Origin of the sequence: Luteibacter sp. (assembly GCF_036500425.1) — a bacterium.
Lineage (GTDB): Bacteria > Pseudomonadota > Gammaproteobacteria > Xanthomonadales > Rhodanobacteraceae > Luteibacter.
This window is the reverse complement of sequence record NZ_DASYCB010000038.1, coordinates 20,626-33,732: the sequence shown is the minus strand read 5'-3', so window position 1 is coordinate 33,732 and position 13,107 is coordinate 20,626. Positions and strand designations below refer to the sequence as shown.

At 66.1% G+C, this 13,107-nt stretch carries 9 protein-coding genes; 1 reads left to right on the top strand and 8 read right to left on the bottom strand.

Going from position 1 to position 13,107, the window contains the following annotated elements; translation table 11 throughout:
* Positions 1 to 14: 14 nt before the first annotated feature.
* Entirely contained in the window at positions 15 to 464 is a 450-nt protein-coding gene (locus VGN46_RS09520; protein ID WP_331643082.1) for a glycine zipper 2TM domain-containing protein, read from the top strand.
* Positions 465 to 671: 207 nt separating this feature from the next.
* Here the strand turns inward: VGN46_RS09520 and VGN46_RS09515 are convergent, their stop codons facing one another.
* From VGN46_RS09515 to VGN46_RS09480, 8 genes are all read right to left on the bottom strand, one after another.
* On the bottom strand, positions 672 to 1,907 hold the full coding sequence (locus VGN46_RS09515) for an ABC transporter permease (protein ID WP_331643080.1): 1,236 nt from the start codon (positions 1,905 to 1,907) through the stop codon (positions 672 to 674).
* Complete coding sequence (locus VGN46_RS09510; RefSeq protein WP_331643078.1) at positions 1,907 to 3,163, bottom strand: ABC transporter permease; 1,257 nt, start codon at positions 3,161 to 3,163, stop codon at positions 1,907 to 1,909. The genes VGN46_RS09515 and VGN46_RS09510 overlap by 1 nt, the downstream gene beginning before the upstream one ends.
* 197 nt (positions 3,164 to 3,360) lie before the next feature.
* Positions 3,361 to 4,341: a tetraacyldisaccharide 4'-kinase gene (gene lpxK, locus VGN46_RS09505; protein ID WP_414675243.1), complete on the bottom strand. Its 981-nt coding sequence runs from the start codon at positions 4,339 to 4,341 to the stop codon at positions 3,361 to 3,363.
* A 2-nt stretch (positions 4,342 to 4,343) separates the two neighbouring features.
* Positions 4,344 to 6,125, bottom strand: coding sequence for a lipid A export permease/ATP-binding protein MsbA (msbA, locus tag VGN46_RS09500; RefSeq protein ID WP_331643074.1), 1,782 nt, complete (start codon positions 6,123 to 6,125; stop codon positions 4,344 to 4,346).
* Positions 6,122 to 6,550 (bottom strand): biopolymer transporter ExbD, encoded by a 429-nt coding sequence (locus VGN46_RS09495; RefSeq protein ID WP_331643072.1) that lies wholly within the window; start codon positions 6,548 to 6,550, stop codon positions 6,122 to 6,124. Before VGN46_RS09495 ends, msbA begins: the two co-directional genes overlap by 4 nt.
* A 3-nt stretch (positions 6,551 to 6,553) precedes the next feature.
* Positions 6,554 to 7,210, bottom strand: a complete 657-nt coding sequence (locus VGN46_RS09490; RefSeq protein WP_331643069.1) for a MotA/TolQ/ExbB proton channel family protein — start codon at positions 7,208 to 7,210, stop codon at positions 6,554 to 6,556.
* A 185-nt stretch (positions 7,211 to 7,395) separates the two neighbouring features.
* Positions 7,396 to 10,692, bottom strand: coding sequence for a GH92 family glycosyl hydrolase (locus tag VGN46_RS09485; protein WP_331643133.1), 3,297 nt, complete (start codon positions 10,690 to 10,692; stop codon positions 7,396 to 7,398).
* A 162-nt stretch (positions 10,693 to 10,854) separates the two neighbouring features.
* Positions 10,855 to 13,095, bottom strand: a complete 2,241-nt coding sequence (locus VGN46_RS09480; protein WP_331643067.1) for a DNA internalization-related competence protein ComEC/Rec2 — start codon at positions 13,093 to 13,095, stop codon at positions 10,855 to 10,857.
* Between the last annotated feature and the right edge of the window lie 12 nt (positions 13,096 to 13,107).

Sequence of the window (13,107 nt, the reverse complement as noted above, 5' to 3'; positions counted from 1 at the left end):
GAAAGGAGATCCACATGAATATCAAGACCATCCTCGGTATCCCCATGGCCGCCCTGCTCGCCGCGGCGGTCGCCACGCCGGCAGCCGCCGTCACCCTGACCCGCAGCGATGGCATCTACGTGCGCTGCGACCAGTGCGGCGTCGTGCAGCGAATCGATACCAACGTGACCCAGGGCCGTGACCACGGAACCGCGGGCGCCGTGATCGGCGCGATCGCCGGTGGCGTACTCGGCAACCAGGTCGGCAAGGGCAAGGGCAAGACCCTCGCCACCGTCGGCGGCGCCGTCGGTGGTGGTTTCGCCGGCAACGCCATCGGCAAGGGCGGCGGCGGCGAGAACTACACCCTGCAGATCAAGATGGGTAATGGCCGGTATACCAACGTGACGGTCAAGGACGCATCGGGTATCCGCGAAGGCGATACCGTGGTGATCGATGATCAGGGGAATGTGCAGCGGGTGCAGTAATCCCGCTCTCTGTCGCTGATCTGAAAGGCCGGGCTTGTCCCGGCCTTTTTTGTGCTGGATTTCGGCGCGGCTCGCGGCGGGGCTCGGCTGCGCCTTTGCCATCGCGCGCAAGCGCGCTCCTACAGGGGGATGTCGGGCCGGGGTGCGCAGGTCTGGTGTAGGAGCGCGCTTGCGCGCGATCACCGACGAAGCAATGACGCCAGGCCGTCAGCAAGCCCGAATAGCTTTCGCCGGATCGACGCGCGCCGCACGTGTCGAGGGAAACGACGCGGAGAGCTGGCCGAGGGCCAGGATGCCAACGGCGCTGGCCGCTAGCATCCAGGCCGGGATCGGTGGCACGCCGTAGTGATCGCCGAACCACGCGTTGAGTCCCCACGCGGCGATGGCGCCGATAACGACGCCCGCCCCACATAGCATCGCGTTCTCGACAAGGAAGTAACGGACGACCGCGACGCGCGTCGCACCGAGCGCCCGGCGAATACCGATCTGACGCTTGCGCCGCTCTACCCAGAAGCCTGTCAAGCCGACGATGCCGAGCGCGGTGACGAACACGAGAATGGTGCAGATAACGCCGAGGCTGATCGCCATCGCCCGATCACGCTCGTACGCTGCTGAGCGCACCTCGCTCAGTGGCCGCAGCTTGCCGAACATGCGTTGCCCATTCGCCTTACGCAGCACCTCGCTCGCGGCGGCCATGGCGGCACCGATCTGGCCCGCGCGTGCCCGAACCAGGTAGAGCCCATGCGGTCCGTGGTCGACCATAGGGACGACAACGGAGTCTTCCGCGGCAGATAGGTCGGTCGTCCCGGCGGCGTTCCCGGTTTGCAGGCGCTCAATAACGCCGACGATCCGCAAAGGGTGGTTCGGTTCAGGCGTGAGGTACACGGTCTGGCCTAGCGCCGAATGCCCCGGAAAGAGCCGTTCGGCCAGCGAACGCGTCACGAGGACGACCGGTGGCAGTGGTGCACGGTTGAAGCTGCCATCGGTGACGTCATCGCGCTGGAAATCCCGCCCCTCAACCAACCTCAACCCAAGGCCGCTGACGCCCCGCTCGTCGAATGCATAAACATCCACGTTGCCATTCTGCGACTGGATATCCGTGGCGCCCGCTCGCAGGCTAACGCCTTCGGTCCAGGCGCTGCCGCGCAGCGGGTAGCTGTTGGTGGCAACCGCATCGGCTATCGCCGGGGATGCGCGCAGCGCGGCCAGGTCGGTCTCACGCTGGCCACGCGCACCTTCGGGATGATCGAGACGGTAGCCGATGGCGAACATGTCTCGCTCGTCGACACCGGTCGACTGGCTGAGATGCGCCGTACGTACGCCAATGATGAAGAGGATATTGCCGACAACCGCCAGGGTGAGCGCGATCTGAAGGATCAGTAGCCCCGCACCAAGTCGGCTACGCTTCAGGGCGGCAAGAATGGGACCGATATCGTTAAGCATCACAGGCCTCCCTTCAACTGCAGGCCCGGCGCGGTACGCATCGCGAGCCACGCAGGATAGATGCCTGCGATAACGGCAGAAGCCGCGGCCAACGCCACCGTGCCGGCAAGTAGCGGCCCATCGATCCATGCGATTCGGGCAAGGTCGCCAGGGAACAGGCTGCGCATCGCCGCCAGCGCGCCAAGGGTGAACGCGATGCCAAGCACGCCGGCACTGGTGCCGATCAGCCCTGCCTCCGTGGCAGCCTGCAGGAACACCGTGCGGCGTGTCGCACCAAGTGCACGACGAAGACTGTATTCCCCCGATCGCTCCAGTGAACGAGCAAGCATCAGCGCGAGAGCGCAGACAATGCAGATGACCAGGAAAGCAAACGCAACCATTGTCGAGAGCCGCGCATCGTCACTGACGATCTTGCGTGCGACGAGCCAGTCCTGCACGTTGCGCAGGCGAACATTAGCCGGCCAGCCAAAACGCCCGGCGGCGCGCTGATTTTCGGCATACGCGGCGAGGCCATCCGCGTAGGTGCTCGCCGCAGCTGCCGTCGGCAGCTCGGCCCAGTACTGCAACCACACGCACTCCGACGCGAGCAGGTCTGCGTAGGTCTGTCCACGCGGGCCTGCGTCACAGAACTCGTAACCCGCCGTAGACATCTCCAGGCTCACCGCGGTTTTCAGCGGAATGTAGACATCCTCCCCTTCGTCGAACGCCTGGCCGCCTTCGACATCGAAGAAACGCGGACGGGGATCCCATGCCCCGGCGACACCCACGATGCGCCACGCATCGCCATTAAGAATCAGCGTGCGGCCCACGCTGTCCTCGCCGTTGAAGACACGATCATTAAGCGAAGCAGAAATCACGGCGACCCGCGCGCGATCCCCCTCCTCCGCTTCCGTCCAGCCGCGACCAAAACGCAGCGGGACATCGAACATGGCAAAGAACGGCGCGGACGTTGCGCGGCCGGTCACATGCTCACCTTTCCCGGCAGCGTCGCTGGCTTTCATGCTGAAGCCGACCTGCACCATCGCCGCCTCGCGCGGCGCGTGATGCATGGCGAGCAAGGCTGACGCATCGCGCCAGGTCATCTGCACCGGCGGCTCATCCTCACCCGGCTTCCGGCTGCGCGGGCCGCCATTATCGATCTGCACGGCGTAGAGCTGCGAGGACTTCCCGGGAATCGGATCCCGCGCCATGGTGTGCAGGATCGTGTACGCCGACATACTCATCGCGACGCCCAGGGCGAGCGCGAGAATCATCATGGCAACAAGCACTGGTTTGTGCCGCATGCTCGTCAAGGCGAGCCGCACGTAATAGCCGCTGAGCATCCGTTTCTCCCTGGTTCCCCTGCACGGCCCCCGCCGTGCTCCCGGCACCATAACACCACCCAACGGCGCAAGAGGCAAACCCAGGCACATTTCCGCCAGCCATCCGACGCCTCGTCGTGGGGACTGCCTGGCTATCGGACGGCGCGCACTTTGACGGCTACCGCATCCCAGAACGCATCCGGCACCACCGCGCGCACCGGCACGCGCCACCAGTTGGCCCGCGCGAACTCCCGGCACTTCACCGCATCCTTGTCGGTCATCAACACCGGGCAGCCATCGGCGAAGGTGAAGTCATCGCGGGTGAAGGCGTGATGGTCGGCGAACGGATGACCATCCACGGCGATACCGTGAGCGGCGAGGCTCGCGAAAAAGCGCGAGGGATTGCCAATGCCCGCCACCGCATGCGCCGGACGGCCGGCGAAATCGGACAGCGGCGCGATTAGCGTCGGATCGTCCATGTTGACTGCCACACCGCCTTCGAGATGCATGGCGATCTCATTCGCATGCGGCGTACCGCCATTGACGACGATGAAGTCGACGGTCGCCAGCCGTGCGGCAGGCTCGCGTAGCGGGCCCGCCGGAAGAAGATGACCGTTGCCGAGGCGACGCTCGCCATCGAGCACGCAGATCTCCACATCACGGCCAAGGCGGTGATGCTGAAGGCCATCGTCCGCGAGCACGAGGTCGCACCCCGCATCGATCAGCACTTGCGCGGCTTCAGGCCGCTCCCGGCCAATCGCCACCGGCACGCCACTCTGCCGGATCAACGACGGCTCATCACCTACCTTCGCCGGGTCATCGCCTTCCTGCAACAAATAAGGCCCGCGCTCGCTGCCACCGTAGCCGCGGCTGACCACGCCCGGGCGGAAGCCGCGTTCGGCCATGGCCTGCGCGAGGGCGACGATGAGGGGTGTCTTGCCGGTGCCGCCAATGGTGATGTTGCCGACAACGACGACCGGAACCGACAGGCGAACGACCTGCGAGGGGTCACTGCGGAACGACGCGGCGCGCCGATTGACGACGCGCGTGTACAGGGCTTCCAGCGGGCGCGTCCACCAGGGTGGATGCCCCACCCCGTACCATTTTCGCTGTAACGACGCCCCCAGCGCCACGCTTAACCCGCCGTAGCCTGCTCGTGAAACTGCATGCGATGCAGGGCAGCGTACTGGCCGCCCTGGTCGAGCAGCTCACGATGGGTGCCAAGCTCCACGACCCTGCCCTGCTCCATCACGGCGATCTGGTCGGCGTGTTCGATCGTCGACAGGCGGTGGGCGATGACCAGCGTGGTGCGGTCGCGCATGAGCCGGGTCAGCGCATCCTGGATCAGGCGCTCCGACTCGGTATCCAGCGCACTGGTGGCTTCATCCAGCACGAGGATGGGGGCGTTCTTGAGGATGGCACGCGCGATCGCGATGCGCTGGCGCTGGCCGCCGGACAGTGAGTTGCCACCCTGGCCGATGCGGGTGCTCAGCCCTTCTGGCATGCGCTCGATGAACTCCATGGCGTTCGCCGCTTTTGCGGCCGCGATGATGTCCGCCTCGGAAGCATTAGCCATTTCACCATAGGCGATGTTCGCGGCCACGGTGTCGTCAAACAGCACGACATGCTGCCCCACCCACGCGATCTGCTTGCGCAGCGATGGCAGCGTGTACTGGGTGTAATCGCGGCCATCGACGAGGATGCGGCCCTTCGTCGGCTCGTAGAAGCGCGGCAGCAAGCTCACCAGGCTGGACTTGCCGCTGCCGGAACGGCCGACCAGCGCGGTGACGGTGCCCGGCGCGCAGGCCAGGGTGACGCCGCGCAGCGCGACATGGTCGTTACGCTCGTAAACCAGGTGGATATCGTCGAAACGGATATCACCGCGGGTGCGTTCAAGCACTTCGGTGCCGGTATCGACTTCGGCCGGCTGGTCCATGGTCGCGAACAGATCTTCAGCCGCGGTCACGCCCTTCTGCAGGCTGGCCTGGATACCGGCCAGGCGCTTCAGCGAGGGCATCATCGCGCCCATGGCAGTGAGCACCGATGTGAAAATACCGGGCGAGATCGTGTAGAGCACATCCGGGCGCGTGGCCAGGAACACCAGCACGGACAGGGCGATCGCGCCAACCGTCTGGATGGTCGCGCCCGAGGCCGCGCTGGTGGCGGAAACCTTTAGGTTGAGGCGACGCTGGCGTTCGGCTATCTCGGCGAAGCGCTCGGCCTCGCGGCCCTGCCCGCCATAGATGCGCACCTCGCGGTTGGCCGCGACGGCTTCTTCCACCGCGCTGGTCACCGTGCCCATGTTGCCCTGGATGCGCTTGCTGATCTTGCGGTAGCGGCGGCTGATGACCGTGACCAGCGCGACCACGCAAGGCACCAGTACCAGCAGCGCCAGCGTCAGGTAGGGGCTGTAGAACAGCATGACGCCGAGCATGCCGATGACGGTGAAGCCCTCGGTGATCGCGACCTTCAGCGAATCCGCCGAAGCAGCCGCAACCTGCTCGCTCGTATACGTAATGCGCGAAATCTGCTGCCCGGACGGCTCGCGGGCGAAGAACGCCGACGGCAGGCGCAGGTACGCCGCGAACACGTCAATGCGCATGGCCTGGACCACGTTGCGGCCGACGTATGCAATGCCGTAATCGGTGACGTACGACGCCACGCCGCGCACGAGGAAGATGCAGATGATCCAGATCGGCATCCAGAAGATCGTTTCGGCGTTCTTCTCGACAAACAGGTTGTCGATCATCGGCTTCAGCAGGCCGGTGAACACCGACAGGCAGATCGGGTCGACGATCATGCCGATGATGGCGATGTAACCCGCCGTGCGGAATCGCTTCGTGTAACCCAGCAACCGCTTATAGGTCGCCCAGGTCCGGGCATCCCAGACCGAGACTTTCTTGGGCTGGGCGCTCACTGGGCGCCCGCCCTCTCAGTGGGAGTCGTGGCGATCGAAAGGCGGGTGAAGCCCACCTGGCCCAGCGCATCCATGGCGCGTACCACGTTCTGGTGCGGGGTCATGGCATCGGCACGAATGACCACGAGGCGATCGTGGTTGTCGCCACCCACGCGCTCGATGGCGCTCTTGAGCGGCTCGATGCCCTCGCCCAGCACTTCATCGCTGCCGACGGAGTAATGGCCATCGCGATCGACGACCACGGTGAGCGCGTTGTCGGTGGAATCGCGCGCTTCTGCATCCGACTTCGGCAGGTTCACCTTCAGCCGCGAATGCTCGACAAACGTGGTGCTGAGCACAAAGAACATAAGCAGGGTAAGCAGGACGTCGATCAGCGAGATCACGTTGATCTCGAAATCGTCCTCACGACGGGCACCAATACGCATGGATCAGCCAACCTGCGCCGAGGCTTGGGCATCGGTGGCGCGACGACGCGGCGCCGGTGCACGCGCCGAGAGATCGTCGAGCAGCGCGGTCGCTTCCTTCTCCATCTGGACCACGTAGCCGCTCACCTTGGAGCGGAAGTAGCGATGCAACACATACGCTGGAATCGAGACGATCAGGCCGAACGCGGTGCAGATCAGTGCTTCGCCGATACCGCCGGCCATCTTGGTCGGATCGCCGATGCCGCCGGCCATGACATTCATGAACATGCGGATGAGGCCGATGACCGTGCCGAGCAGGCCGAGCAGCGGGCCGATCAGGGCGACCGTGCCCAGCGTGTTGAGGTAACGCTCCATGCGGTGGACCACATGGCGGCCAGTGTCCTCGATGCGTTCCTTGATGATGTCGCGCGGGCGATCGCGCACGGCCAGCGCGCCAGCGAACAGCTCACCCAAAGGCGAACCTTTTTCGAGGGCGGCGAGGTGCGAGGCATCCAGCTTCGATGAACGGGCCCATTCGCGGACCTCCGCACCCAGCCCCGGCGGCAGCACGGCCGCGCGGCGCAGCGCCCAGAAGCGCTCGAGCACGATCGCGAGGGCGACAAACGAGCAGATGAGGATGGGCAGGAGCGCCCAACCGCCGGCAAGAAGGATCTCGAGCACGTGAACCCCAAGGGTACTTATCAGTCAGGCCCGCATGATAGCAGGGCCCGGCTGGGGGACTGAGTAGGCCTTCACACTGGCTGAACGTAAGGGACGGCCGGGCCCCTGTAGGAGCGCGCTTGCGCGCGATAGGGCTTGCGGCAAGCTCCCATCGCGCGCAAGCGCGCTCCTACAGGGGGTGGCGGTTATTTGGCTAGCAGCTCGAGTTCGGCCACGGCGGTGGGACCGGTGCCATCGAGGGTGAGACGGTAGTGCGCGTAGCTGGCTGGCGTGGCGATGGCGAACGCACGGGTCTGGCGGTGCCACGGGAAGATTTCGCCCTGGCGCTGGTCGAGGACCTGCCAGTGCTTGCCATCCGCGGAGCCTTCCAGCTTCCAGCCCGTCGGCGCGGCGGCCGTGGCGCCGGAGCTGATCGTGTACATCGCCACCGTGGCCGGCTTGGTCAGGCGATCGACGATCACCGCCTTGCCGGACGGCAGCGCCAGTTCCGTCGAGGAGTCGTTATCGACCGCCGGGGCGAGTGACGCGGACTTCTTGCCATCGAGCGTGAGATCGGCCGCCTGTAGCACATCGTGGAACGGGGCTGGCTTGGCACCTTCCGGCGTGATCGAACCCGGCAGCGCATCGGCACCGGTGCCCCAGTTCGACGGAGCCGGGCCCATGGTGAACTCGAGCGTCGCGCCCCTCGCCAGCAGGTCGTGCGGCAGGGTGAGCTTGGTCCACGGCTGGCCGTTCACCTTCAGCGACTGCACGTAACGGTTGGTATCGCTGACGCCCGGTGCACGGATGTCGAGCGTGGCGCCGTTCTCGAGCTTGATGCTCATGTGCGGGAAGTACGGCGCGCCGATCACGTATTCCGGAGTGCCCATACGCAGCGGGTAGAAGCCGGCGGCACCGAAGACCCACCACGCCGACATCTCGCCGTTGTCTTCATCGCCCGGATAACCCTGGCCGATCTCACTACCTACGTAGAGCCGCGACATGGCATCGCGCAGCTTGTCCTGGGTCTTCCACGGCTGGCCGGCCTCGTCGTACATCCAGATGATGTGGTGCGACGGCTGGTTCGAATGGCCGTACTGGCCCATGCGGACGTCGCGGGCCTCGAGCATCTCGTGGATCACATCGCCGTAATCGCCGACATCGAACTTGCCCGGGGTGCTGAAGAACTGATCCAGCTTCACTCCCAACTGCTCGCGACCACCGTACAGGCCCGCCAGGCCGGCGCCATCCTGCGGCGCGTCGAACGCCATGTTCCAGGCGTTGGTCTCGGTGTAGTCGCCACCCCAGCGGATCGGGCTGAAGTCCTTCGCCGTCCAGCGCCACTTGCCGGCCGGGTCACGGGCGACGAAGAAGCTCACTTCCGGGCTGAACAGGTTGGCGTAGCCCACGGCGCGACCGCGGTACCACTGGGCATCGTCGGCGTAGTTCTTGTACCCGCCACCGTTCGCGCTGTCCTTCGACAGGGCGTCGGCCAGGTTGGCGATGCCGAAATCATTGATGTAGCCGGCGGTCGACCACGACAGGCCCTCGCTCACCTTGTCGTCGGTGTAGCCATTGAAGATCGAGCGCTCGATCCCCTTGCGGCCCGCGCCCTTCACATCGGTGCTGACGGTGGATGCATTGCGGATCGCCGACAGGTAGAAATTGGCGACGTCGAAGTTGCGCACACCCTTCAGCCAGGCGTCGGCGAAAGCGACATCCGAACTGGTGCCAACCATGAGGTCAGCGTAACCCGGCGAGGTCCAGCGGGCGATCCAGCCGCCATCACGGTACTGCTGGACGAAGCCATCGATCATCTGGCCGGCTTCGGTCGGGGTGAACAGCACATAGGCCGGCCACGCGGTGCGGTAGGTATCCCACAGACCATTATTAACGTACGGCTTGCCATCGACGATGCGCGCACCGGTGTGGGTATCGGTGTTTGCACCGGCCGCCGCGGAGAACGGGCTGGCGTACTGCCACTTCGGCGCATCCTTCGTGCCGGTGTTCTCGTAAGCCTGGTTCGGGTACAGGAACAGGCGGTAAAGGTTCGAATAAAGGATGGTGCGTTCGTCGCGGCTCGCCCCTTCGACCTGGAAGCGGCCCAGGCGGTCATCCCATGCCCTGCGGGCACGCTCGCGCACGCTGTCGAAGGTATCGCCGGTGGCGACTTCCTGGCCCAGGTTAGCCTTGGCCTGGTCAACACTGATCAGCGAGGTGGCGATGCGCATCGTCACCTGCTTGCCGCCCTTCTTCGACGTATCGAAGCCGAACCACGCGGATGCGGCGTCGCGCTTCTCGCCAGTAAGGCGACCGCTCTCGGCGACCGGCTTGTCGAACTCGGCGTAGAAGAACAGCCGCGTCGCCCCGGTGGAGAGTCCGCTCTTCACATCCGACCAGCCCTGGATGCTGCGGCCGGCAGGGTCGAGGCTGACCGACGCCTTGTCGTTGAGGTTATCGAACACCAACTGGGCGCGCTTGCCGGTGAAGGTGAAGCGGAACAGCGCGGCGTGATCGGTCGGGGTGATCTCGGTGCGGATACCGTTATCGAAGTGGACGCCGTAATAATCCGGGTGCGCGGTTTCTTCGGCGTGCGTGAACGAAAGCGCGCGGGTCTCGCGCTTCAGCGCGGGGGCGCCGCTTTCGGCCTGGGCCGGCATGACCTGGAACGTCTGACGCTCGCCCATCCACGGGCTCGGCTCATGCGAGATCTGGAAGGCTTCGATGCGCGGTCGGTTATCGGCGCCATTACGATCCTGGTACTGGTATAGCCAGTTGGAGCCAGCGTTGGTGACCGGAGTCCAGAAGTTGAAACCGTGCGGCATGGCCACGGCGGGGAAGTTGTTGCCGCGCGAGAAGTTGGCGTTCGCATTGGAACCACGGCGCGTATCCACGTAGTCCGTGGGATGGTTGCTCGCGAGCACCGGCTGTGCGCCGATGCGGATATCGTCGACCCAGCCTTCGAAGGCCTTGCCGGCCGGCGCATCGGCGGCCAGTTCGATCGACTTCACCTTGCGGCCCTTGGCGACGCTGCCAAGGTCGACGCTCACGTAGTTCCACTGGTCCGGGTAGAGCACGCGGCCCATGCCCTGCCCCTTGGCCGTGGCGGGAACCCGGTGCTGGTCGACCGCGCCCTTCGTCGACAGCTTCGACCCGTCGTCGAACACCACGTCGACACTGACGTAATTCGCGGGGTTGCTCAGGTCATCCCCATTGGAGCGCGGGAAGACCAGCCAGGACAGCGTGGTGTCGTCAGCGACGGCCACCGCGGTATCGAACAGGCGCGCGGTTAACGGCGAACCGGTGGAGGTGCCGGCGTAATGGAGCGAATGCATTCCGGTGAAGCCGACATCGGGCTTTGCCGTAAGGACCGCATCCTTCGGCGGGCCACCCGCGATCTGGACATCCAGGCCGCCAAACGCGGCGGCGGAGAGCGCGGGCTCACCGGCTTCGAACGAACTGTGGAACCCCGGCGGCGTCGCGGCCAGTACGCCGGCCGGCATGACGATCGACGCGATAGCAAGCGCAAGCGCCGCCCTGCTCCATCCAAGCTTCGGTTCGGTCACGCGGTGCTCCCCTAATGGTGTAGATCATGGATTTAAATCGTTCTAAATCGATCTTGTCAAACCGCAGTGCAACACATCGACGCTGCTGTGACCCACGTCCTATTCCCTCCAGTAGCGATCAGCGGGCCGGCGCCACTCGCGAACGACATGGGGCTCGCCACGAACCGGCATGTCGACGCGCACGGCACCGCTGCGGGCGGTGTCGTAGACCTGGGCACCCACCGCCGCATGCCGGTCCACAGCCATCGGGTGCGGATGACCGAACCGGCTGCGCCAGCCCGCACCGGCAATGGCGATGCGCGGACGCACCTTGCGCAGCCACGCCGCGGACGACGCATGGCGGCTGCCATGGTGGGCGATGGTCGTGACCGTAGGCAGGGCTGAAACCAGATCCTCGCTCGCCATCCGCGCCTCCGAGGAGGTGCCGATATCGCCAGTGAGTAACAGGCGCCCGCCCGCACCTTCCACGGCGAGCACGCAGGAGCGTTCGTTGGATTTCACCTTGCCGGTCGCGGGCAGCGGTACCGTGAGGAAGCGAAAGGTGACGCCATCCCAGGCCCATGAGGTCACGCCCGCACACGGTTCCGCCGTGAAGCGCAGCCTGCCCGGCTCGCCGGATATGACACGCGCCGCGGGATAGCGCCGCTGTACGGAGCGCGCGCCCCCCGTATGGTCGTTATCCCCATGGCTCAGCACCAGGGTATCGACCGGCGCTAAACCCAGCGCGGTGATGGACGGCAGAACGATGCCAGCGCCTGCATCATGCCCGCCGCCGAACTCGGGGCCGGTGTCGTAGACCAGCGTGTGCGTCCGCGTGCGTAGCAGGACGGCCAGCCCCTGCCCCACGTCGAGTACCCAGGCACGGAACGCACCGTGCACCGGCGCATCCCGGGGTGGCCATAGCAGCGGCAAGAAACACAGCAAGGCGAAACCACGCAGGGGCAGGCCCCGAGGCGCGAATACCCAGGCCGCGCCCGCGGTGGCGAGAACCGTGGGCCAGAGGCCGGCGTTCGGTACCGTCACCTGCGCGCCGGGCCATGCAGCCATGGGCGCCAGCAGGCGCCAAAGCCCCTCGATGAGCCATGCGGCCACCTGCAGCAAGGGTGAGGCGACGGCTTCGACGGGCAAGAAGACGCACGCCACCAGCGTCAGCGGAATGACCGCGAAGCTCACCAGCGGTGCCGCCACAAGATTCGCTGCGAACGAGACCAGCGACGCGCTCCCGAACAACCAGAGCGACATCGGCAACAGCGCGAGACTCATCACCGCCTGCGTTCGCAGCATCGCCGCGAGCCGACCGCGCCAGCCCCGGTTCACCGGTGCGACGCAGGCCATGAGAAACGCCACCCCGGCGAAGGACAACCAGAATCCGGCGGAGAGGACGGCCAGCGGATCCACCACCAGCACCGCCACGAGCGCCAGCGACAACAACGCGAGCCCGCCTGCGCGGCGACGCGCCGCCGCCGCGATGACCAGCACGGCCACCATGAGCAACGTACGCACGGTGGGCAGGCCCATGCCGGCAAGCAGCCCGTAGGCGAGCGCCACGCCCATGCCCAGCAAGGCCTGCGCAATCCGCCGCGGCAAGCGTGTCGCCAGCCAGGGCAGCAGGAGGTACACACCCCGGGCCAGCAGCACGCCACCACCTGCGGCGACGCCCACATGGAAGCCTGAGATGGCGATGAGATGCGAGGTGCCGGTGGCACGCGCGATATCCCAATCGGCCGCGTCGAGGCCGCGCGTATCACCGATGGCCAGCGCCTTCAGCACGCGTGCGTCGCGCCCACCCAGTTCACGGTCCAGGCGCTGGCCGATGGCATCGCGCCAGCCATCCACACAGTGGCCGCTGGAGAGGCGGGCATTGGCAGGCGAACTACGCACGTAGCCGTTAGCGACAACGCCCTTGATAAGCGCCATGCGCTCGGCATCGTTGCCGCCCGGGTTCACCACCCCGTGCGGGCGGCGTAAGCGCACGACGAGTCGCCAGTATTCGCAGGGCGCGGGGGCCTGCGCGGCGCGGTACCAGGTGAGGCGCAAGGGGCCACCGAGCCGTGGCTCGTCGGCATGCGGCATCGGCTGGAACATAAAGGCGATGTCGCCGCCCCGGCGCCGGGGCAAATCGGCGACACGCCCGGTCAGCACGATGTCGGTGCCCTCCAGCGTATAGGGCAGCCGCGAAGCCATCCGCTGTGCCGCATGCAACGACGCCCAGCATGCGAACAGCACGACGATGGCCGGCAAACGCAGCACGGGCCACCGGCGCAGCGCGAGCATGCCCAGCGCGAGCAACGCCGCCGCGCAAAGCACTGGAAACGACGGCAGCGAAGGGAACGCCTGCACGACCGCGCACCC